This window comes from Pinisolibacter aquiterrae (assembly GCF_019160155.1).
Lineage (GTDB): Bacteria > Pseudomonadota > Alphaproteobacteria > Rhizobiales > Ancalomicrobiaceae > Pinisolibacter > Pinisolibacter aquiterrae.
In genome coordinates, this window is the sequence record NZ_JAFNIH010000041.1 from 144,870 (window position 1) to 166,770 (window position 21,901).

The following is a 21,901-nucleotide window of genomic DNA, read 5'->3' on the forward strand; positions in this document are numbered from 1 at the left end:
ATGCCGCTGAAGATCGTGTTCATGGGAACCCCGGACTTCTCGGTCCCCACCCTCGACGCCCTCGTCGCGGCGGGGCACGAGGTGGTCGCGGTCTATTCCCAGCCGCCGCGTCCGGCCGGGCGCGGCATGGTGGCGACGCCCTCGCCGGTCCATCGCCGCGCCGAGGCGCTGGGGCTCCCGGTGTTCACGCCGACGACCCTGAAGGGCGAGGCGGCGGCCGAGGCCTTCCGCGCCCATGGCGCCGACGTCGGCGTGGTCGTCGCCTATGGTCTCCTGCTGCCGCAGACGATCCTCGACGCGCCGCGCTTCGGCTGCCTCAATCTCCACGGCTCGAAACTGCCGCGCTGGCGCGGCGCCGCCCCGATCCAGCGCGCGATCATGGCCGGCGACGCGACGACCGCCGTCGAGGTCATGCGGATGGAAAAGGGCCTCGACACCGGCCCGGTGGCGCTCTGCGCCGAGACCGCGATCGGCGCCGACGAGACCACGCTCGACCTCCACGACCGCCTCGCCGCCCTCGGCGCGCCGCTGATGGTCGCGGCGCTCGCCGCCCTCGAGGCCGGCACCTTCGCCACCACCGAACAGGCCGCCGAAGGCGTCACCTACGCCCACAAGATCGACAAGGCCGAGGCCCGCATCGATTGGTCGCGCACCGCGCGGGCGATCCACGACACCGCGCGTGGCCTCTCGCCCTTTCCCGGCGCCTGGTGCGAGGTGGCGGTCGGCGGCAAACTCGAGCGGCTGAAGGTCCTGCGCACCACCCTCGCCGACGGGAACGGCGCCCCCGGCGAGATCCTCGACGGCGAGGGGCGCATCGCCTGTGGCGACGGCGCGCTGCGCCTCGTCGAGGTCCAGCGCGCCGGCGGTAAGCCACAGCCGGCGGCGCTCGCCCTGAAGGGGCTGCGCCTCGCCCCCGGCGATCGGCTCGTCTGATGACGCGCTACAAGCTCACCGTCGAATACGACGGCACCCCCTATTGCGGCTTCCAGCGTCAGGCGAACGGCCCCTCGGTCCAGGGCACGCTCGAGGACGCCTTCGAGAAGCTGAAGGCGGGTTTCGTCACCGTGCGCGGTGCCGGCCGCACCGACACCGGGGTGCATGCCACCGGCCAAGTGATCCACGTCGACCTGCCGCGCGACTGGCCGGCTTCCAAACTGATGGACGCGCTCAACTTCCATCTCCAGCCCGCGCCGATCGCGATCCTCGCCGCCGAGATCGCCGATCCCGCCTTCGATGCGCGCTTCTCCGCCAAGGGCCGCCATTATCTCTACCGCATCGTCGACCGCCGCGCCCCGCTCGCCGTCGAGGCGAATCGCGCCTGGCACGTCAAGACGCGGCTCGACGCCGAGGCGATGGACCGCGCCGCGAAGATCCTGGTCGGCCATCACGACTTCACCACCTTCCGCTCGACCCACTGCCAGTCGAAGAGCCCGCTGAAGACGCTGGACCGGCTGGACGTCACCCGTGCCGGCGAGGATTTGATCGAGATCCGTGCCTCCGCCCGCTCGTTCCTGCACAATCAGGTCCGCTCGATGGTCGGCTCGATCAAGCTGATCGGCGAGGGAAAATGGGACGAGGACCGGCTGAGAGCGGCCTTGGCGGCAGCGGATCGCACCGCCTGTGGCGCCGTGGCGCCCTCGGCCGGGCTCTATCTGGGGAAGGTGGATTATTGAGGCCGTCATGACGAAGCCCCCCGCCGTTCTCTTCGTCTGCCTCGGCAACATCTGTCGCTCGCCGTTGGCGGAGGCCGCGTTCCGGGCCGAGGCGGAAGCGCGAGGGCTCGCCGTCTCCGTCGACAGCGCCGGCACCGGCGCCTGGCACGTCGGCGAGCCGCCGGACGTCCGCGCCCGCGCCGTCGCCCGTCGCCACGGGGTCGCGATCGATCACTATGCCGCCCGCCAGATCGAGCCGGAGGATTTCTTCCGCTTCGACGAGATCGTCGCCCTCGATCGCCAGAACCTCGTCGATCTCGCCGGCCTCGCCCCGCGCGAGGCGACCGCGCGCCTGTCGCTGCTGCTCGATCACGTGGCCGGCCGCGAAGGCGAGAACGTCGCCGATCCCTATTACGGCACCGCGAGGGATTTCGAACGGACCTGGGCCGAGGTCGTGCTCGGCGCGCGCGGTCTGCTCGATCGGCTCGCGGCGGCGGAGTGATCAGCGCGGCAGGCCCTTGGCGCGCTTCACCACGTCGTCGCCGAGCTTCTCGACGAACAGCGCCCCGCCGACGGTGCGCTGGATCAGCACGTTGCGCTTGTCGATCTCGTCGCGGCGGCGGTCGACGAGGCCGCGCTCGCCCATCGTGTCGAGGGCGCGGGTGATCGCCGGCTTGGTGACCCCGAGCTTGGTGGCGAGGCCGCGCACCGTGTGCGGCGGCGGCTCCAGATAGACGGTGAGGAGGATCGCCGTCTGCCGGGCCGTGAGGTCGGTCTCGCCGTCGCGCACCAGATCGAGCGTGACGTCGTGCCAGAGTTTCAGCGCCTGGGACGGGCGAAGCTCGACCGGCATGGGAGGGGAGACCTCATCGTTTCGAGGGCGGAATGATAGGGCCGCGACCCGCGCCTCACAATGACGGCTCGGCGGCGATCCTTCGACGTGGTGAACGGCGCCCCCTTGGCCCGCCCGCGTCGCCCGCGCTAAGAGAGGCGATGACCGCGCGTCCGCCTCTTCCTCCCTCCGACCTGCCGATCGAAGCCGCCCTGCCCGCCCTGCGCGCGGCTCTGATCCGCGCGCCCAACGCCGTGCTGGTCGCCCCGCCCGGCGCCGGCAAGACCACGCGCGTGCCGCTCGATCTCCTCGCCGCCCCCTGGCGCGGCGACGGCCGCATCGTCATGTTGGAGCCGCGCCGCCTCGCCGCCCGGGCGTCGGCCGCCCGCATGGCCGCGACGCTCGGTGAGAGCGTCGGCGAGACCGTCGGCCACCGCGTGCGCATGGACGCCAAGGTCTCGGGCCGCACGCGGATCGAGGTCGTCACGGAGGGCGTCTTCACCCGCCAGATCCTCGCCGATCCCGAACTCGCCGGTGTCGCCTGCGTCATCTTCGACGAGGCCCACGAGAGGAGCCTCGACGGCGATCTCGGTCTGGCGCTCGCCCTCGACGCGCAATCGGCGCTGAGGCCCGATCTGCGCATCCTGGTGATGTCGGCGACGATCGACGGCGCCCGCGTCCGCGATCTCCTCGGCGACGCCGATCTCGTCACCTCCGAGGGCCGCGCGTTTCCGGTCGAGACGAAACATCTCCCGCGCCGTCCCGACGGCCGCCTCGAGGCCGACGTCGCCGCGGCGGTGGTGCGCGCGCTGACCGAGGATCCGGGCTCGGTGCTGGTGTTCCTGCCCGGTCAGGCCGAGATCCGCCGCACCGCCGAGGCCCTCGCCGGCCGCCTCGCCGCCGACGTCGACGTGGCCCCGCTCTATGGCGCGCTCACCCCGGCCGAGCAGGACCGCGCCATCCGCCCCGCCGCGCCCGGCCGCCGCAAGGTGGTGCTCGCCACGTCGATCGCCGAGACCTCGCTCACCATCGAGGGGGTCCGCATCGTCGTCGACGCCGGCCTGTCGCGGGTGCCGCGCTATGAGCCCGACACCGGCCTCACCCGGCTCGAGACCGTGCGCGTCAGCCGCGCGAGCGCCGACCAGCGCTGGGGCCGCGCCGGCCGCACGGAGCCGGGCGTCTGCTGGCGGCTGTGGCCGCAAGCCGCGACCATGGGCCTCGCCCCCTTCGATCGGCCGGAGATCCTCGAGGCCGATCTCGCCGATCTCGTGCTCGACCTCGCCGAATGGGGCGTGACCTCGCCCGACGGTCTCGCCTTCCTCGACGCCCCGCCGAAACCCGCCTGGGACGAGGCGGTGGCGCTCCTGCGCGAACTCGATGCGCTCGACGCCGACGGCCGGGTGACGGCGGAGGGCCGCGCCCTGCACCGCCTGCCGCTCCATCCGCGCCTCGCCCACATGGTGGTGCGCGGCGCCATGGGCGGCGCCGGCCGGCTCGCCGCCGAGATCGCCGCGATCGTCTCCGAACACGGGCTCGGCGGCACCTCGGCCGATCTCGACACCCGCCTCCGGCGTCTGCGCGCCGATCACGGCCCCCGCGCCGAGGAGGCCCGCCGTCTCGCCGCGCGCTGGGCGAGCCTCGCCGGCCGGCCCGAGAGCGAGACCTTCAGCGGCGATCTCGCCGATGCCGGCCGTCTCCTGGCGCTCGCCTATCCCGACCGGGTCGCCCAAGCGCGTGGCGCGCCCGGGTCTTTCCGCCTCGCCAACGGGCGCGGCGGCAAGGTCGAGCCGCACGAGGCGCTGGCGCGCGAGCCCTTCCTCGCGGTCGCCGAGTTGCAGGGCACCGCCCGCGAAGCCCGCATCCGGCTCGCCGCCCCGCTCGCGCTCGCCGACATCGAGAGCGACTTCGCCGCCCATGTGGTGGAGGAGGACGAGGTCCGTTTCGATGCGGCCGCGAACCGGGTCAAGGCGCGCCGCGTGCGCCGCCTCGACCGGGTCGTCCTCTCGGAAAAGCCGATCGAAAAGCCCGATCCGGTCGCGGTGTCGCGCGCCCTGATGGAGGCGGTGCGGGTGAAGGGTCTGGCGAGCCTGCCGTGGTCGAAGGCGGCCGAGCGCCTGCGCCACCGCGTCGAATACGTCCGCCGCGCCGGCATCGCCGGCCTGGCGGATCTCTCGGAAGCGACGCTTCTCGCCGGCCTCGACGATTGGCTCGCCCCCCATGTGCTCGGCCGCACCACACCCGCCGACATCCGCGAGGCCGACGTCTTCGCCGGGCTCGACGGTCTGGTCGATTGGGAGGCGCGCCGCCTGCTCGACGCGAACGCGCCGTCGCATTTCACCGCGCCGACCGGCTCGGCCGTGCCGATCGACTACGAGGCCGAGAACGGCCCGGCGATCGCCGTCCGGGTGCAGGAGCTCTTCGGCCTCGATCGCCACCCGGCGATCTGCGACGGTCGGGTGCCGCTCCTGGTCGAGCTGCTGTCGCCGGCCCATCGCCCGATCCAGGTGACCCGCGACCTCCCCGGCTTCTGGCGCGGCTCGTGGCGCGAGGTCAAGGCCGAGATGAAGGGCCGCTACCCACGTCACCCCTGGCCCGATGATCCCCTGGTCGCGCCGCCGACGACACGCGCCAAACCGCGCGGCACCTGATGCGCCCGGCCGAAGACGACGACACCCCGCGAGCCCGGCGCCCACGGGGTGTCGTCATGTGGTCCGCATACATGCGATTGGAGGCCCGCCGACATCGCCACCGTCGTCACGCATGTGACTCGGCGGCATGTGGCGGCGCCGGTCACACCGTCTTGTCGAGACCCGCGCCCGGCTCGCTCGGGGCGGCGGTGGCCTCGGTCGTCTTCGGCCCGCCCTTGGCGACGCCGACCAGCGCCGGACGCAGAACCCGGCCGCCGATCGCGAAACCGTCCTGCATCACCTGCAGCACCGTGCCGGCGACCACCTGCGGATTGGGGATCTCGAACATCGCCTGATGCAGATGGGGGTCGAACTTCTCGCCGAGCGGCGACAGCTTCTTGACGCCGTGCTTCTCGAGCGTCTTGAGGAGTTCGCGGCCGGTCAGCTCGACGCCCTCGATCAGCGCCTTGCCGCCTCCGGCCTCGTTCTCGCGCAACTCGGCCGGGGCATGGGCGATCGCCCGGTCGAAATTGTCGGCGACGGAGAGGAGGTCGCGGGCGAAGGCGGTCACGGCGTAGTCGCGCGCGTCCTTCACTTCCTTCTCGGTCCGCCGGCGCAGGTTCTCCATTTCCGCGAGCGTGCGCAGCAGGCGATCCTTCAGCTCCTCGTTCTCGGCCGAGAGCGTGGTGGCGGGATCGGCGGCGGGAGCCTCGGGGGCGGGCGCTTCGGTCGCGGGGGTGGCGTCGGCCGTGGGGTCGATCGCGGTCTCGTCGGTCATGGCGTCCTCTGCGGTTTGGTCGGTTCGGGACCGGATTTGAGCCTTCCGCGCGCGGATTTCAAGGCCTTTGCGCCCCGGACCAAATGCGAGACCCGGCCGACGCGGTGGCGTCGGCCGGGTCCGATGCGCGGATGTCGGTCGATCGCTCAGGCGACCGCGCCGTTGATCCATTCGACGAGCTTGCCCTTCGGCGCCGCGCCGACCTGCATCGCCGCCGGCTGGCCGCCCTTGAAGACGATCAGGGTGGGGATGGAGCGCACGCCGAACTTCATGGCGGCATTGGGGTTTTCGTCGATGTTGAGCTTGACGACCTTGACCTTGCCGGCCATCTCGGTGGCGATCTCCTCGAGCGCCGGAGCGATCATGCGGCAGGGCCCGCACCACTCGGCCCAGAAGTCCACCACCACCGGCTCGGCGGAATTCAGAACGTCGGTATCGAAGGAAGCGTCAGTGACTTTCTGAGTCGCCATGGGAATGACCTCGTCGTGTCGTGCCGAAAGCGGCACCGTTCGTTCGAGGGCCAACCTAGGAAGGGGGAGCGGGAGCGTCAAGATGCTGGGGGTACGGACCCGCCGACCCTCAAGATCAAAGGATCGCGATCGGAGCCGCCGGCTCACCGCGCCTCTCGGCCGATCCCCAGCCGGCGCGCGGCGGCGTCGAGCCGCTCGACCGCGATCTCCTCGAGACGCGGGATCGCGGTCCACAGGAGCGCGCAGCGGATCACTCGGCCTGGGAACATCTCCCCGAGCAGACGGCGATAGAGCGCGAGCTGGGCGAGATGGGCCGGCGTCGCGCCGTCACCGCGATCGCTCTTGTAATCGACCACCAGAACCTCGCTCGATCCGACCGCCAGCCGGTCGATGCGGCCGGAGACGTCGATCCGCCCGCCGCTCGCCCCGACGATCTCGCCGGCGATCGCCACCTCCGCCCGCGATCCCTCGGCGAAGACCTCGGCGAAGGCGGGATCGGTGAGCACCGCCTCGACCTCGGCGACGATCGCCTCGCGGGTGGTGGCGTCGAGCGCCCCGGCCCGCGCGGCGACGTGGCGGCGCGCCGCCTCGGCGCGCGCCTCGGCCGGAAGGCTCGGCAGAACCTCGAGCAGCCGGTGGGTGAGAAGGCCGCGCTGCTTCTCCGGGCTCTCCGGCGTCAGCGCCGCGTCGAGCGCGTGACGCGCCGCCGGCCGCCGCTCGGCCGCCTCGTCCTCCTCCGCCCGCGACGGGGTCAGCCGCCGCGCCGCCTCGCGTTCCGGCGGCGGCCGGTCGACCCAGGCCGGCCGCGTCTCGGCGGCGGGCGTCTCGGCCGGCTCCGCCTCGGCGGCGGGCTCGGCCGCCTCCGCCTCGCCGCGCGCCCACACGAGCAGCGTCTCGTCGTCGTCGCCGAAGGGGAACGCCTGCGACCCCGGCGTCAGCGCGTCGCGCACCACCCGGTGCCAACAGTCCGCCGCCGCCTCCTTGCTGCGGAGATGACCGCAGACGATCAGGCGATCCTTGGCCCGCGTCATCGCGACGTAGAGGAGCCGCAGATATTCGTTCTCGGCGGAGGTCCGCGCCCGCGCCTTGGCCGTCTCGAGGACGCGGGGATCGACCTTGCCCCGGCTCCAGGCGAGGAGCGGCGCCTCGCGCCCGCCGATGCCCGGCGGATCGAGACGGAGGAGCGGCGGCGCATGGCTCGCCGAGATCGGCGCGGCGCCGTCGTCGACCAGGAACACCACCGAGGCCTCGAGCCCCTTGGAGCCGTGCACGGTCATCACCCGCACCTCGTCGCGGGCCTCGTCCATCTCGCGCTTGATCTCCGGCGCGTCGGCCGCGAGCCCCTCGACGAAGCGGGCGAGGCTCGGCGCCGGTCCGCGATCGGCGGCGAGCGCCAGCGACAGGAACTCGTCGAGCACGTCGTCGGCCTCCGAGCCGAGCCGCGCCACGAAGGCGCGCCGGCCGCCGTCGGCGGCGAGCACCCGGGCGAAGAACTCGTAGGTCGGCCAGCGCTCCGCCGCCGCCCGCCAACGTCGGAGCCGAACGTCGGCGGCGGCGAGGGCGGGATGCGCCGGCGCGATCCGGGCGAGCGCCGCGTCGAGGCTCTCCCCGTCCGCGCGCTCGGCGGCGATGGTGACGAGTGCGTCGTCGTCGAGCCCGAACAGCGGGCTCTTGAGGGCGGCGGCGAGCGAGAGATCGTCCTCCGGCATGGTCACCGCGCGCGCCAAGGCCAGGAGATCGAGAATGGCGATGTGATCGGTCAGCTTCAGCCGGTCCTGGCCGGCGACCGGGATGCCGCGCTCCTTCAGCACCCGGTTCATCGCGTCGACGAAGGGGCCGCGCTTGCGCACCAGCACGATCACGTCCTTGCGCGCCACAGGCCCCGATCCGCCGGGTCGCGACGCGGCCGGATCGGTCAGCCGGGTGATCTCCTCGGCGATCGCCCGCGCCAGCCGCACGTGCGGCATCGAGGCGTGGCTGCGGTCGAGCGGCGCGGTCCAGTCCTCCGGCTCGGCGATCGCGTCCGGCTTCAGCATCGGCCACACTTCGACCCGGCCGGGCGCGCGATCGCGCAGCGCTCCGTGCTCGGTGTAGGCGGCGGGATCGGAGAGGATCCGCGCCCTCCGGACGGGATCGGCGAAGACCGTGTCGACGGCGGAGAGCACCGCCGGCACCGAGCGGAAGCTCATCACCAGATCGACGTCGGCGAAGCCGCTGCCGGACCCCGTCGCCTGTCGCTCGAACGCGTCGCGGCTCTCGCTGAACGTCTCCGGCGCCGCCCCTTGGAAGGAGTAGATCGACTGCTTCTCGTCACCGACGGCGAAGATCGTCCGCTGCGCGCGCCGGGCTCCTTCGCCGGCGAAGAACTCCTCGGCCAGGCCCGAGACGATCCGCCACTGGCGTGGATTGGTGTCCTGCGCCTCGTCGATCAGGATGTGGTCGATGCCGCCGTCGAGCTTGTACTGGACCCAGCGCGCCGCGTCGGAGCGCGACAGGAGGTCGGCGGTGCGCGCGACGAGATCGTCGAAGTCGACGGCGCTGCGGGCTCGCTTGGCGCTCTCGTAGATCCCGATCACCCGGTCGCCGAGGCGGAGCAACGCGGCCGAGGCACGGAACGAGGCGAGGGCCGCGCGCCTGTCGGCGAGCGCGTCGAGCCGGGTCACCTCGCGCGCCGCCCGGTCGAGGAGATCGGGAAAGGCCTCGAGAACCGCCTTGGTGGCGAAGGTTCTCGCGGAACGCGCGGTGCCGGCGCCGGTGAAGAACACCTCCGACCACCCCTTCAGCCGATCCTCCGGCGAAAGCGAGGTGTCGCGGGCGCGGCCGAGCCGCTCGGCCTGTTTGACGTCGTTGGTCGAGGAGGCGCCCCAGGCCGCGCCGAGCGGTCCGAGCAGGGAGAGGGGAAACTCCGGCGAGGCCAGCATCGTCGCGACGAGATCGCCGTCCTCGTTCGTCGGATCGACCCCCATCGAGGCGGCGAGATCGACGATCGCCGCCTCGATGTCGCCGACCTCGCGCAGCCATTGGCGCAGATCCTCGCGCGCGCCGACCAGCGCCCCGAGCACCCGCTCCAGCCGATCCTCGCTCGCCGCCTCGAGCACCGTCGTCAGCGCCGCCCCGAGCGCGTCGCCGGGGCCGGCCGCGCTCGCCGCCACCAACACGCTCTCACGTGCCCGCGCGACGAGATCGCGGGTCTGGCGGTCGTCGAGAATGTCGAAACTGCCGCCGAGATCGGCCTCGAGCGGAAACTGCTTGAGGATGCTCTCGCAGAAGGCGTGGATGGTCTGGATCTTGAGGCCGCCGGGGGTCTCGATCGCCTCGGCGAAGAGCCGCCGCGCCCGCGCCAGCCGGTCCGGCGGGATCGCCGCCGGCTCCGTGCCCTCCGCCTCGCCGATCGCGCGCCTCAGCGCCGCGTCCTCCGCCACCGCCCATTCGCCGAGCGTCTCGAACACCTTGTTCGACATGTTCGCCGCCGCCGCCTTGGTGAAGGTGAGGCAGAGGATGCGATTGGCCGGGGTGCCGGCGAGGAGACAGCGGATCACCCGCTGGGTCAGAACATGGGTCTTGCCCGAGCCGGCATTGGCCGAGACCCAGGCCGAGGTGGCCGGGTTCGAGGCGCGGCGCTGGCGCGCGACCGTGTCGGCGGGAACGACGAGACGCACGCTCATGCCTCGTCTCCGTCGCCGCCTTCGCCCGCCGCCCATTCGGCGACCCGGGCGAGATGATCGTAGTCGCCGCTCCGCGCCTTCTCGAACTGGACGCGCGGCCGTGAGGCATAGCCGGTCGTGACCAACCGATAGTGCCGCACCAGCGCCTCGAGCTTGTCGAAGGCCGCCGCCGCCAGATCCTCGGGGCCGAGATCCTCGCCCTTGGCCTTGGCGCGTTCCTCCCATTTACCGCCGTCGCGTCCGCCCTTGAGATGGACATAGGCGATCTCGGCGATCGGCCGCCCGGTGAAACGGGTCGCGCCGGTCCGGTCGAAGGCGCCGCGCAGAACCATCGCGGTCTCGAGCGCCAACTGCGGCGACAACAGGCTCTGCACCTGCCGCTCCGACGGCGGGGTGCCGGTCTTGAAGTCGATCAGCCGCACGCGGCCGTCGTCGAGGAGGTCGATGCGGTCGGCCCGGCCGGTCAGGCGGAAGGGCACGCCGTCGACGACCCATTTCAGATCGCCGGGGACCTCCGCGTGGCGTTCGGCGGTCGTCGGATCGCGCTTCGCCTCCTCCTCGATCCACCAGGTCGCGATCGCCGCCAGACGGGCCCGCCACAGCGTCACCGTCTCGGGGAAGGCGGCGAAGGCGGCGAGCCGTTCCTCGCCGATCGCGATCAGCCGGTCGCGCGCCGCCGCGCCGCGCGGCGACACGCCGTCCGCGACGAAGGCGGCGAGCACCTCGTGGACGAAGGTGCCGCGCTCGGCGACGCCGATCGCCGCGCCGATCGGATCGAGCGGATCGAGCTTCAGGATGCGCCGGGCATAGATCGCGTAAGGGTCGCGGATCCAGGTCTCGATCTCGGTGACCGAGGCGCGTTGCGGGCGAAGCGCGAGCGGCGGGCACGGGATCGGCCGGCCGATCGGCCGCGCGACGCCGTCGCCGCGATCGAGCCGACGGGCGAGGGCGACGAGATCGGCGGCGCGTTCGCGCAGGCGCTCCTGTCCCGGCTTGCCGATCACCGTCGCGAGCCGCTGCAGCCAGCGCGAAGGCACCGTCGGCGTGCCGCCCGAACGCGCGGCGCGGGCGAGGATCACCCGCGGCGCCGCCGCCCCTTGCACGAAGTCGTGGGCGGCGAGACCGACGCGCCGCTCCGGCGCCTCGAGCGCCATCGACCGCCGCATCGGCCGCGACAACCACGGATCGGAGCGGGTGGTGATCGGCCAGATCCCCTCGTCGAGCCCGGCGAGCACCAGGAGATCGAAGGAGAGGAGACGCGCCTCGAGCGGACCGAAGACGAAGAGCCGCGCCCCCGGCGCCGTGCGCCGATTGGTCGGCAGATCGCCGATGAGCGCGTCGAGGAAGCCGGGCCAGGTGGCGCCGGAGAGCTCGATCGCGGTCGCCGGCTCGCGCGCGGCTTCCACCAGACCGGCGAGCGCCCGGGCGAGCGCCTCGCCCTCCTCGCCCTCGAAGAGCGCTGTGTCGGCGCCGGTCTCGTCGCGGGCGATCGCCCGCGCCGCCGCCACATGGGTCGCGACCCAGTCGGCGAGCGGCCGTTCGCGAAGGCCGGTCATCGCCTCGAGCGGGGCGACGAGCGCGAGGAGATCGATGAGCATGGCGCGGGCTGCCGCGCGGTCCTCCGCACCCGGCCGGGCGCGCGCCGCCGCCGTCCGCCAGGGTGCCGCGTCGATCGCCTCGGCCGCCTCGTCGAAGGCGGCGAGAAGGCCGAGACCGCCCGGCGCGGGCGCGGGGCCGCGCAGCGCGATCAATTCGACGATCCGCCCGAGCCGCCGCGCCTCCTCGGCCGATCGTCCGAATCGCGCCAGCGGATGGGCGAAGAGCGCCGCCGTCGCCACCGGCTCGAAGCCGCCGAGCGCGACCTCGCCGACCAGCCGCAGCAGCGCCCCCGGCGGAGTGTGGCCGAGCGGGCGCCCGGCGGAATCGTCGATGTCGAGCCCCCAGCGCGCGAGCTCGGCCGAGACCCGTCGCGCCAGATTGCGATCCGGCGTGACCAGCGCGGCGGTGGCCTCGGGGTCCTCGATCGCCCGGCGCATGGCCAGCGCCACCGCGACCGCCTCCTCCGCCTCGTTGCGCGCCTCGAGCAGCGACAGCCCGTCGAGCGCGCCGTCGAGGTCGAAACGGCCGGCGGAGACGTCGTCGGCGAAGACGCGCCAGCGCTCGGTGGTCGCGGCCGGCCGCATCGCCTCGCCGAGGAGCCGCCGCCGCGCCGCCGCTTCGCCCGAGCCGTCGTCGCCGAGCCGCGTCACCTCGGCCCGGTCGATCCCGAGCCGGTCGAGGAGGAGGCGCAGGCCGTATTGCGGATGCGACGGCACCGGCCGGTCGACGCCGTCCTCGCGCGGTTCGAGACCGGCCCAGGCCGCCTCGTCGAGATCGAAGTCGAGCCCCGGCAGCACCGCCGCGCCGCGCGGCAGCCGGGCGATGGTGGCGATCAACTCGGCCGTCGCCGGCACCGAGCCGGTCGATCCGGCGGCGATCACCGGCCCCTTCGGCGGCCGCGCCTCGAGCCGCCGGGCGGCGGCGCGCACGGCGGCGTGGCGCCGCCGGGTCGGGTCGTCGCGGCCGGTCTCGGCGAGATGTTTCGGCCAGGCCTCGGCGACGATCGACAGGAACGTGCGGGTCAGCTGCCAATAGAGGGCGTGATCCTCCGGCACGATCTCGGCGAGCCGGCCCCAGTCGGCCCCTTGCGATTCGACCTGATCCATCAGGCCGAGCAGCGCGTCCGACAGGCGCACCGCCTCGGCCGGGCTGGTCGGCAGCGTCGGCATGGTCTTCGTCAGCGGATGGGTGGCGCCACCGGCGAGGAGCCGCGTCCACCCGGTCACCAGACGGGTCATCACCAGGCGCCGTTCGAGCGGGGCGATCACCGGCCCGAGATCGACGTCCGCGTCGGCGAGCCCGTCGCCGTCCTCCTCGACGTCGCCGAAGGGGCGGATGTCCGGCAGGAGCGCCGCCCGTCCGAACCCGCGCGCGGCGATCTCGGCGAGAAAGGCGTCGCGAAGCGCGCGTCCGGCGCGCCGGGTCGGCACCATGACGGTGACGTCGGCGAGGAGGGTCGGGTCGGACCCGTCGAAGCGGAAGTCGGGGACGAGCACGCCGTCGAGGAGCGCCGAGACCAGGATCGGCAGGAACGGCCGGCCCGCCTCGATCGAGAAGACGCGCGGCGGCGCCGGGGTCCGCGAGGAGGTCGATCCGGTCTCGTCCCGACGGCTCAAGGGCTCGCTCCCGCGATCGATCACGGCGCCGTCAGTCGGCGCTCTCGGCGATGGCGGCCTCGGCCTCACGAATCGCGCGCGGCGTGCCGACGTGCAACCATACACCACTCATCCGCTGCCCGAAGAGACGCCCCGCCTCGAGCGCGCGATCGAACAGACGGTTGAGCGAGAAGGCCTCGCCGCGCGGCGCGCCCTCGAACAGGCGCGGATGGAGGATCGCCGCGCCGGAATAGACGAAGGGGGCGACCCGCCGCTCGGCGCGGCGCGAGAGCCGGCCGGTGTCGTCCATGGTGAAGTCGCCGAGCCCGTCGTAACCGATCGAGCCGACCGTCGGCGCCAGGAGGAGCAGGGCGTCCATCGTCGCCTCGTCCCAGCGCTCGGCCAGGAGGTCGAGGTTGGGCCGATAGCCCTCGATCCAGAAACTGTCGGAATTGATCAGATAGAACGGCGCCGTGCCGAGATCCGGCAGCGCCTTCACCACGCCGCCGCCGGTCTCGAGCAGCAGCGCGCGCTCGTCGGAGACGACGATTCGCGGCGTCTCGCATTTGGCGACGTGAACCTCGACCAGATCGGCGAGCCAATGGACGTTGACCACCGCCGTCTCGACCCCGGCGGCGCGCAGCCGGTCGAGCCCGTGATCGATCAGGGCGCGGCCGCCGACCTCCACCAGGGGCTTCGGCGTCGTCGCCGTGATCGGGCGCATGCGCTTGCCGAGACCGGCGGCGAGCACCATGGCGTGGGTCGGACGGGAAAGGGGCGAGGAGTGTCGGGACGAGGACATGCGGGAAGCTACCGGAAGAACGGGCGATCAACGGGCGAGGCGCCGGTCGGCCGGCACGACGTCCTCATACCAGAGCTTCAGCGGTCGCAACACAGGTTCGTCGAACACCCGGTCGAGGTAGTCCCACAGGCGCGGCAGATGGGCGAGATAGTGCGGCTTGCCGTCGCGCGCCTTCAGCCGCGCGAAGACGCCGAGAATCCGCGTGTTGCGCTGCGCCGCCAGGATCGCATAGGCGCGGTCGAAGGCGGTCTGATCGAAGCCCGTGTCGTGGCGCCGCCGCGCCGCGACATAGGCCGCGCGCAGCTCCGCCTCGAGCGCGCGATCGACCGTGACCCGCGCGTCCTCGGCGAGCGAGACGACGTCATAGGCGGGGTGGCCGAGGATCGTGTCCTGGAAATCGAGCACGCCGACCCGGGCGAGCCCCTCGCGGTCCGCGAGCCAGAGCAGATTGGGCGAATGATAGTCGCGCAGGCACCAGGTCCGTGGCCCGGCGATGATCTCCTCGAAGAGCGGCCGCCAGAGGGCGAGGAACGTGGTCCGCTCCTCGAGGCTCGCCGGCCGTTCCAGGAGATGCGGGATCCCCCAGTCGAGGAAGACCGAGACCTCCGCCTCGAGATTGCCGAGGTCGTAGGCCGGCAACGCATAGCTCTCGCCCTCGCCGTCGTCGAGGATCGACGGCAGGTCGCGGTCGTGCAACGCCGCCAGGAGTTCGACCGCCGCTCGGTAGCGCTCGACGATCGGCGCCGGCGGCTCTCCGGCGACGCAGGGCTCGGACCCGAGATCCTCGAGCAGCATCAGACCCTGGTCGAGGTCGTGGGCGAGGATCTCCGGCACCGAGACGCCCTGTGCCGCGAGCCCCAGGCCGAGCGCCAGGAACGGGCGCGGCCCCTCGGCGAGCTTGGCGGCGGCCCGCGCCGCCACTCGGGCGCGCCCGGCCGCGTCGTCGGGCTCGGGCGGATGGTTCATCAGCACGGAGGCGCCGTGGGCGTCGTGGATCCGCTCGTAGGAGCGCGACGAGGCGTCGCCCTGGAGATGGCGGCGATGGCCGCGCGGACTGCCGGCCGCCTCGAGAAAGGCGCGGATCGCCAGCGTCCGGTCGAGCCGCGCGCCCCAGGCCTCGGCCGGGCCGGTCATCCGCACGACGCGCTCGCCGGCATTCGTCCCGGCGCCGAGCGCCACCACCAGCATGTCCTCGGGCAGCCGATCCTCGGCGCGATCGGGCCATTCGATCAGCGCCGCGCCCTCGAGCAAGGCCTCGTCGAAGCCGAGCTCGTCGAGCTCGCTCGCCTCGCTCAGCCGATAGAGATCGTAATGGGAGACGATGAGACGCGGCAGCGCATAGGCCTGCACCAGCGTGAAGGTCGGGCTCGGCGCCTCGAGCGCGTCGTCGTCGGCGAGCGCCCGGATCATCGCCCGCGCCAGGGTCGACTTGCCGGCGCCGAGATCGCCGACCAGCGCCACCACGTCGCCGACGCGCAGGATCGCGGCGAGGTCCTCGGCGAGCGCGACGGTCGCGGTCTCGTCGGCGAGCGTCAGGCGCAGATCGAGAAAGACCGTGTCGTCGCTCATCGGCGCCTCATTCCCCGGCGGCGGACAGGGGGGTCGACGAGGGCGCCTCGGACGAAGGCGCGGTCCCCGCGTCGCCGGCGGGAAGCGCCGGCAGGTGACACACGACCTCGGTGCCGCGTCCCTCGGTGGAAGTGATGCTCACCGTGCCGCCGTGCAGTTCGACGAAGTTCTTGACGATCGAGAGACCGAGCCCGGCGCCGCCGCGATGCGGCCCCTGCCGGCGGGTGTAGAAGCGCTCGAACACCTGCCGCAGCTGATCCTCGGGAATGCCGACGCCGTCGTCGGCGACCGAGAGCGTAATGCCGTCGCCGTCACGCTTGGCGGTGACCTTGACGGTGCCGCCCTCGGTGGAGAAGGAGACCGCGTTGGAGAGCAGGTTGAAGAGGATCTGGCGGATCCGCTTCTCGTCGGCGGTGACGGTGCCGAGATCGCCGGCGACGTCGGTGAGGAGGGTCAGCCGGCGCCCGGCGAGCCGGTCCTTGATGCCCTCGATCGCCCCGGCGATGGCCTCGGCGAGATCGACCTCGCCGAGTTCCAGCCGCATGATCCCGGCGTCGATGGTGGCGAGGTCGAGAATGTCGTCGACGATCGCCATCAGGGCCTGGCTCGAGGTCATGATGTGCTGGGTATAGTCGCGCTGCTTGTCGTTGAGCGGCCCGGTCCGGGTCTGATCGGCGAGGAGATGGGTGAAGCCGACGATGTTGGTCAGCGGCGAGCGCAATTCGTAGGAGACGAGGCCGACGAAGTCGGTCTTGATGTGGTCGGCCTCCTCGAGCGCCTCGTTCTTCTCGACCAGCGCCCGCTCGACGTTGACCGTGTCGGTGACGTTGACGAAGGTGACCAGCGTCGCCCCGTCCGGCAGCGGCACGCCGGCATAGTCGAGCACGAGCCCGTCGCGCCGCTCGATCGTCCCGGCCAGCCGGTCGCGGTTCTCCGAGAGCCCGGTCACGGCGATCTTCAGCCGGTTCCAGGTGGTCGGGTCGTCGTGGAGGGTGGAGAGCGCCTTGACCACGTCGCCGATGTGCGGCTTGCAGGCGAGCCCCGCCTCGTCGAGCTTCCACAGCGAGACGAAGGCCGGGTTCCACAGCCGCAGCCGGCCGTCCGAGCCGAACACCACCACGCCCTCGGAGAGATGGTCGAGGGTCTCGCCCTGGACCCGCACCAGCGCGTTGTGACGCTTCTCGAGGTCGAGCCTCTCGGTGACGTTCTCGTAGATGTAGGTGACGCCGCCCTGGGGATGCGGATTGGCGATGACGCGCAGCGTCTGCCCGTCGGGCAGGTGCCACCAGTGCTCGCGCGCGTCGAGGCTCTGATAGGCGACGTGGAGGTCCCGCTTCCACGAGCGCCAGTCGGCCTGTTCGGGCAGCTTGCGCGCCGCCCGGAGCTGGTCGAGCAGGGTGCCGTCGTCGGGCGAGGAATCGAGGAAGGCGGCGTCGAAGCCCCACAGGCCGCGGAAGGCGGCGTTGTAGAACTGGAGCCGCTTGTCGGCGCCGAAGATCGCCACGGCGGTCGCCAATTGGTCGAGGGTGCGGGCGTGGAAGTCGACCGTCCGGCGCAGCTCCGCCTGGATCTGCTCGAGGTTGGAGACGTCGATGGCGATGCCCGCCTCGCCGTGGGCGGAGGCGACGTCGACCACGTCGTAGGTCACGCGCTTGCCGCCGACCACCACGGGCAGGCGCAGATCGACCGCCAGCGCTTCGTTGCGCGCCTGGGCGATCGCCTTGCGGCCGGCGCCGTCGAGGAGTTCCAGCCCGCCGTCGATCGCCTGCGCCGGATCGACCGCGTCGACCGCCCGGGCATAGGCCTGATTGACCCAGGCGAGCCGGCCGTCGAGACCGCGCATCCACACCGGGCTCGGCATCGCCTCGAACAGCGCCCGCATCGCCTCGACGTCGGCGAGGAGCCGGCGGTGACGTTCGGCCAGTTCGGCATGCTCGCGCCGCTCGCCGGTGAGATCGGAGAAGCGCACGAAGGGGCGCCCGCCGGCCATCCGGCCCATGCCCTCGATATGCGTGCCGGAGCGGGTGCCGAGTTCGAGATCGAACGGGGTCCCGCGCTCGCGCAGCGCCGCGACGGCACGGTCGAGTTCGGCCGCCGAGGTGGTGGTCAGCCACGATCCGAAGGCGAGGAATTCGGCCCGGTTCTTCGGCGCGGCCGCGTCCGGGCCGAGCAGGCCGAGCAGCAACGGCGCCTCACCGGGCGCGCCCCAGGCGAGGATCAGTTGATCGTCGGAATCGAGCAGTGCCTCGGCCCGGTCGACCTGCGCCTTGAGGTCGGCATTGTCGGCGCTGAGCCGGGCGATCGTCGCCTCGGCGCGCGTGCGCGCGCGCATCATGCCGGCGGCGGAGGCGACGGCGACCGCGATGACGCCGATCATCGAGGCGGTGAGCATGATCTGGTGCGTGGAGACGACGTCGACCTTGTCGGCGGCGGCGGCCACGTCGAGGCTCTCGAAGAGCCCCGCCGCCGCGAGCGCGACGCTCGCCGTCGATCGTCGGAGCGACGCCGGAATCCGTCCTCCCCTCCGCCCCCACATGTCGAAGGTCCTCTCGTCTCGCACGACTGGCTTGGCTGATCGGACTTCGTCGAAGAATACGCGGTCGAAGTCCCCCCGAATCACCGTCAAGATACCGTGTCGGGGCGGGGCTGAGGAGAGTCGGCCCCATGAAAACGCGAAGGGCGCGGCGAAATTCCGCCGCGCCCCCAGATGTCGTGGGAAGGAAGACTTCCGATCAATAGCGATAGTGGTCGGGCTTGAACGGACCGGCGGTGGGAACGCCGATGTAGTCGGCCTGTTCCTGCGACAGGGACGACAGCTGCACGCCGAGCTTGGCGAGGTGCAGCATCGCCACCTTCTCATCGAGCTTCTTGGGCAGGGTGTAGACGCGGTTTTCGTAAGATCCGCCGTTGGTCCACAGCTCGATCTGCGCCAGCGTCTGGTTGGTGAAGGACGCCGACATCACGAAGGACGGGTGACCCGTGGCGTTGCCGAGGTTCACCAGACGGCCTTCCGACAGCACGATGAGGCGCTTGCCGTCCGGGAACACGACGTGGTCGACCTGGGGCTTGATGTTTTCCCACTTGTAGTTGCGCAGCGCCCCGATCTGGATCTCGGCGTCGAAGTGGCCGATGTTGCAGACGATGGCGTTGTCCTTCATCGCCCGCATGTGGTCGGCGGTGATGACGTCCTTGTTGCCGGTCGCGGTGACGAAGATGTCGCCGCGCGGCGCGGCCGCTTCCATGGTGACGACCTCGTAGCCCTCCATCGCGGCCTGCAGCGCGCAGATCGGGTCGATCTCGGTGACGAGCACGCGGGCGCCGCCGTTGCGAAGCGAGGCGGCCGAGCCCTTGCCGACGTCGCCGTAGCCGGCGACGACCGCGATCTTGCCGGCGAGCATCACGTCGGTGGCGCGACGGATGCCGTCGACGAGGCTCTCACGACAGCCGTAGAGATTGTCGAACTTCGACTTGGTGACGCTGTCGTTGACGTTGATCGCCGGGAACGGCAGGCGGCCCTGCTCGGTCAGCTGATAGAGGCGGTGGACGCCGGTGGTGGTCTCCTCCGAGACGCCCTTGATCGAGGCGCGCACCTTGGCGAACCAGCCCGGCTGGGCGGCGATGCGCTTCTTGATCTCGGCGAAGAAGGCGATCTCCTCCTCGTTGCCGGGCTTGTCGAGGATCGAGATGTCCTTCTCGGCCTCGGCGCCGAGGATGACGTACATGGTGGCGTCGCCGCCGTCGTCGAGGATCATGTTCGGCACGCCGCCGTCGTGCCAGTCGAAGGTGCGGGCGACGAAGCCCCAGTACTCCTCGAGGCTCTCGCCCTTGTGGGCGAAGACCGGGATGTTCGCGGCCGCGATGGCGGCGGCGGCGTGATCCTGGGTCGAGAAGATGTTGCACGACGACCAGCGCACCTCGGCGCCGAGCGCGGTCAGCGTCTCGATCAGCACGGCCGTCTGGATGGTCATGTGCAGGCAGCCGGCGATGCGGGCGCCCTTCAGGACCTGCGACGGGCCGTATTCGGCGCGCACCGCCATCAGGCCGGGCATCTCGGTCTCGGCGATGTCGAGTTCCTTGCGGCCCCAGGGCGCGAGGCTCATGTCCTTGACGGCGTAATCGGTGAACTGGGTCATGTCGATCTCCGGAAGACCCGAGGGCGAGGCCCCCGTCGTCGGGCGCGCGCGGGCGGCCGCGACGCGAAGAAGGCACCCCCTCCGAGGCGGAGCGGGCGCGCGATGGCGGGGTTATAATCGAGCCGTCCGGCAGGGGCAATAAGGATATAAAGATTTCTTTATATCGAGCTTTCCACGGACCCGGCGCCCCCGCTTCCGCCGCCACGAGAAAGCCGCGATCGCGGCACGACCTGTCGCCTCCGACGCAGGGGAGGAGGGCCTCATGGAGATCGAAGTTCCCGGATCCGAGAGCGTGGCGACGCGGGATCGCTTCAACAATTCCATCGCCGTGGCGGTGGCTCTGGTGTCCGCCTTCATGGCGGTCTCCAAGATCAAGGACGACAACGTCGTCCAGGCCATGCAGAAGGCGCAGGCCGAGACGGTCGACTTCTGGAACGAGTATCAGGCCCGCCGCCAGCGCCAGTTCGGCGTCGAGCTGGCGATCGAACAGGCCCGCGCCTCGATCCCCTCCTCGCCGGAGCGCGACGCGAAACTCGCCGAATGGAAGAAACAGGCCGACGTCTTCAAGGCGCGCGCCGAGGAATCCGCGACCAAGGCCAAGGCGCGCGCCGCCGACTACGACGCCGGCAACGACCGCGACGATCTCTTCGACCTCTCCGACGCGATGCTGTCGATCTCGCTCGCCCTCTTCGCGGTGACGGCGTTGACGCGGGTGCGCTGGCTCTTCGGCCTCGCCGGGGTCCTCGGCCTCGGCGGCGCCGTCTTCGGCCTCGCCGGCTTCAACGGCTGGACCGCGCTCCATCCCGATTTCCTGGTGTCGATCCTCAACTGATCGCCAGCACCGGCCTCAGCGTCGCCGTGATCCAGTCGATCACGGCGACGACCGCCGCCTCGTGCCGCCGTTCCGGGCGCACCAGCAGCCACACCTCGCGTCGCGCCACCGGCTCGACGCCGCTGAGACGCGTCATGCGCGGATCGTTCGCGCCGATCAGGAACGGCAACACCGCGCGATGGCCGCCCGCCACCGCCTCGGCGATGGCGCCGATCCGGTTGGAACGGAAACTCGGCAACAGGCCCGGAAAGGCGGTGGCGAGCCATCGGCTCTCCGGCACGTGGTCGAGCGCCTCGCCGTAGCCGGCGATCGGCCGATCGGCCGCCCCGTCGTCGCCGGCCGGACCGTAGAATCCGAAGACGAGATCGCCGAGCCGCCGCGCCAGCGCTTCGTCCGCCGCCGGTCGCGCCAGCCTGAGCGCCACGTCGGCCTCGCGCGCGGCGAGCGAGACGTTGCGATCCTCGCCGTCGACCTCGAGCCGCACTCCGGGGTGGCGCGTCCGGAATGCCGCGACCGCCGGCGCCAGCACACGCGTCGCCAGAAGGTCGACCGCCGAGATCACCACCGTGCCCGAGAGCCGCAGCCGGTCGTCGTCGAGCTTGGCGTCGATCCGCGCCGCCGCCGCCGCCATCGCCTCGAGGTCCGCCATCAAGGCGAGAGCCAGCGGGCGCGGGCGATGGCGCCGCTCGATCCGGTCGAACAGCGGTTCGCCGATCCGCTCCTCGAGACGGGTGAGCCGGCGCGACGCGGTGGTCTGGTCGACGCCCCGGCGCCGCGCCACCGCCGCGAGCGTGCCGGCCTCGGTGAGGTCGAGGATCAGGTGGAGGTCGTCCCAGTCGATGGGGAAGGGCCGGCGCATGTTCGTCTCTGCGTTTTCGCAGGGTCGCCTCCGATCATCGCCGATTTCAACGGATCTGTCGCCGGGTGATGAAGGGGCGACCCCACTCCCGAGCCCCGGAGCCGATCATGCCCGCGTCCCCCCTTCCGCCCACGACCCTCCTGGCGATGGCCGGCGCCGTCCCGCCCCTGCCGAACCTCGCCGAGGCGACGCTGATCCTGATCGATCTGCAGACCGAATATCGCGAGAGTCCGCTCGCCCTGGTCGGCGTCGAACCGGCGATCGCCCGGGCCGCGACGCTTCTCGCCGCGGTGCGTGCCGCCGGCGGCCGGGTCGTCCACGTCGCCCATGCCGGCCGGCCCGGCGGGGCCTTCGACCGCGCCGCCCCGCGCGGCGCCGTCGTCGCCGAGGTCGCGCCGGAGGCGGGCGAGCCGCTGGTCGAGAAGCGCCGCGTCTCCGCCTTCGTCGAGACCGATCTCGCCCGGCATCTGCCGGCCCCCGGCGCCGCG

The 21,901-nt window shown here is 72.2% G+C and carries 16 protein-coding genes; 6 read left to right on the forward strand and 10 right to left on the reverse strand.

The features are described from left to right. Genes fmt through J3S89_RS16140 form a run of 3 tightly spaced genes read left to right on the forward strand, consistent with a single transcriptional unit; the run spans nucleotide 1 to nucleotide 2,154 of the window. Nucleotides 1–933, forward strand: a complete 933-nt coding sequence (gene fmt / locus J3S89_RS16130) for a methionyl-tRNA formyltransferase (protein ID WP_217928770.1) — start codon at nucleotides 1–3, stop codon at nucleotides 931–933. Then, nucleotides 933–1,673, forward strand: coding sequence for a tRNA pseudouridine(38-40) synthase TruA (gene truA / locus J3S89_RS16135; RefSeq protein WP_217928771.1), 741 nt, complete (start codon nucleotides 933–935; stop codon nucleotides 1,671–1,673). Before fmt ends, truA begins: the two co-directional genes overlap by 1 nt. Nucleotides 1,674–1,680: 7 nt before the next feature. Beyond that, nucleotides 1,681–2,154, forward strand: coding sequence for a low molecular weight protein-tyrosine-phosphatase (locus J3S89_RS16140; RefSeq protein WP_217928773.1), 474 nt, complete (start codon nucleotides 1,681–1,683; stop codon nucleotides 2,152–2,154). Here the strand turns inward: J3S89_RS16140 and J3S89_RS16145 are convergent, their stop codons facing one another. Next, nucleotides 2,155–2,505: a MarR family transcriptional regulator gene (locus J3S89_RS16145; RefSeq protein WP_217928774.1), complete on the reverse strand. Its 351-nt coding sequence runs from the start codon at nucleotides 2,503–2,505 to the stop codon at nucleotides 2,155–2,157. It lies immediately after the preceding gene. Between the two features lie 140 nt (nucleotides 2,506–2,645). On the opposite strand from J3S89_RS16145, the gene hrpB reads away from it, so the two are divergent. Then, a complete protein-coding gene (hrpB, locus tag J3S89_RS16150; protein WP_217928775.1) occupies nucleotides 2,646–5,132 on the forward strand; it encodes an ATP-dependent helicase HrpB in 2,487 nt (828 codons plus the stop codon). A gap of 142 nt (nucleotides 5,133–5,274) precedes the next feature. Here the strand turns inward: hrpB and grpE are convergent, their stop codons facing one another. The 8 genes from grpE to ahcY all read right to left on the reverse strand — a co-directional run bounded on the left by grpE (nucleotide 5,275) and on the right by ahcY (nucleotide 19,722). Continuing rightward, entirely contained in the window at nucleotides 5,275–5,925 is a 651-nt protein-coding gene (grpE, locus tag J3S89_RS16155; protein ID WP_420801340.1) for a nucleotide exchange factor GrpE, read from the reverse strand. A 110-nt stretch (nucleotides 5,926–6,035) separates the two neighbouring features. Continuing rightward, entirely contained in the window at nucleotides 6,036–6,359 is a 324-nt protein-coding gene (gene trxA / locus J3S89_RS16160; protein ID WP_217928777.1) for a thioredoxin, read from the reverse strand. Between the two features lie 143 nt (nucleotides 6,360–6,502). After that, complete coding sequence (gene addA, locus J3S89_RS16165; RefSeq protein WP_217928778.1) at nucleotides 6,503–10,024, reverse strand: double-strand break repair helicase AddA; 3,522 nt, start codon at nucleotides 10,022–10,024, stop codon at nucleotides 6,503–6,505. After that, nucleotides 10,021–13,239 (reverse strand): double-strand break repair protein AddB, encoded by a 3,219-nt coding sequence (gene addB, locus J3S89_RS16170; protein ID WP_217928779.1) that lies wholly within the window; start codon nucleotides 13,237–13,239, stop codon nucleotides 10,021–10,023. The genes addA and addB overlap by 4 nt, the downstream gene beginning before the upstream one ends. Nucleotides 13,240–13,270: 31 nt before the next feature. Further along, a complete protein-coding gene (locus tag J3S89_RS16175) occupies nucleotides 13,271–14,020 on the reverse strand; it encodes a nucleotidyltransferase family protein (RefSeq protein ID WP_230489191.1) in 750 nt (249 codons plus the stop codon). A 27-nt stretch (nucleotides 14,021–14,047) separates the two neighbouring features. Continuing rightward, entirely contained in the window at nucleotides 14,048–15,589 is a 1,542-nt protein-coding gene (gene tsaE, locus J3S89_RS16180; protein WP_217928780.1) for a tRNA (adenosine(37)-N6)-threonylcarbamoyltransferase complex ATPase subunit type 1 TsaE, read from the reverse strand. 7 nt (nucleotides 15,590–15,596) lie between these two features. Continuing rightward, on the reverse strand, nucleotides 15,597–18,029 hold the full coding sequence (locus J3S89_RS16185) for a sensor histidine kinase (RefSeq protein WP_217928781.1): 2,433 nt from the start codon (nucleotides 18,027–18,029) through the stop codon (nucleotides 15,597–15,599). Nucleotides 18,030–18,321: 292 nt separating this feature from the next. Further along, nucleotides 18,322–19,722 (reverse strand): adenosylhomocysteinase, encoded by a 1,401-nt coding sequence (gene ahcY / locus J3S89_RS16190; RefSeq protein ID WP_217928783.1) that lies wholly within the window; start codon nucleotides 19,720–19,722, stop codon nucleotides 18,322–18,324. A gap of 262 nt (nucleotides 19,723–19,984) precedes the next feature. On the opposite strand from ahcY, the gene J3S89_RS16195 reads away from it, so the two are divergent. After that, nucleotides 19,985–20,554, forward strand: a complete 570-nt coding sequence (locus tag J3S89_RS16195; RefSeq protein ID WP_217928785.1) for a DUF4337 domain-containing protein — start codon at nucleotides 19,985–19,987, stop codon at nucleotides 20,552–20,554. On the opposite strand, the gene J3S89_RS16200 is transcribed toward J3S89_RS16195, so the two are convergent. Then, nucleotides 20,547–21,413, reverse strand: coding sequence for a LysR family transcriptional regulator (locus J3S89_RS16200; protein ID WP_217928787.1), 867 nt, complete (start codon nucleotides 21,411–21,413; stop codon nucleotides 20,547–20,549). The genes J3S89_RS16195 and J3S89_RS16200 overlap by 8 nt on opposite strands. A gap of 107 nt (nucleotides 21,414–21,520) precedes the next feature. On the opposite strand from J3S89_RS16200, the gene J3S89_RS16205 reads away from it, so the two are divergent. Beyond that, on the forward strand, nucleotides 21,521–21,901 hold a 381-nt coding region (locus tag J3S89_RS16205; RefSeq protein WP_217928788.1), incomplete at its 3' end, for an isochorismatase family protein.

Bases quoted from the DNA above. Each gene is read 5' to 3' on its own strand.
- fmt (WP_217928770.1), top strand. From the start codon at position 1: ATGCCGCTGAAGATCGTGTTCATGGGAACCCCGGACTTCTCGGTCCCC.
- truA (WP_217928771.1), top strand. From the start codon at position 933: ATGACGCGCTACAAGCTCACCGTCGAATACGACGGCACCCCCTATTGC.
- J3S89_RS16140 (WP_217928773.1), top strand. From the start codon at position 1,681: ATGACGAAGCCCCCCGCCGTTCTCTTCGTCTGCCTCGGCAACATCTGT.
- J3S89_RS16145 (WP_217928774.1), bottom strand. From the start codon at position 2,505: ATGCCGGTCGAGCTTCGCCCGTCCCAGGCGCTGAAACTCTGGCACGAC.
- hrpB (WP_217928775.1), top strand. From the start codon at position 2,646: ATGACCGCGCGTCCGCCTCTTCCTCCCTCCGACCTGCCGATCGAAGCC.
- trxA (WP_217928777.1), bottom strand. From the start codon at position 6,359: ATGGCGACTCAGAAAGTCACTGACGCTTCCTTCGATACCGACGTTCTG.
- addA (WP_217928778.1), bottom strand. From the start codon at position 10,024: ATGAGCGTGCGTCTCGTCGTTCCCGCCGACACGGTCGCGCGCCAGCGC.
- J3S89_RS16175 (WP_230489191.1), bottom strand. From the start codon at position 14,020: ATGTCCTCGTCCCGACACTCCTCGCCCCTTTCCCGTCCGACCCACGCC.
- tsaE (WP_217928780.1), bottom strand. From the start codon at position 15,589: ATGAGCGACGACACGGTCTTTCTCGATCTGCGCCTGACGCTCGCCGAC.
- ahcY (WP_217928783.1), bottom strand. From the start codon at position 19,722: ATGACCCAGTTCACCGATTACGCCGTCAAGGACATGAGCCTCGCGCCC.
- J3S89_RS16195 (WP_217928785.1), top strand. From the start codon at position 19,985: ATGGAGATCGAAGTTCCCGGATCCGAGAGCGTGGCGACGCGGGATCGC.
- J3S89_RS16200 (WP_217928787.1), bottom strand. From the start codon at position 21,413: ATGCGCCGGCCCTTCCCCATCGACTGGGACGACCTCCACCTGATCCTC.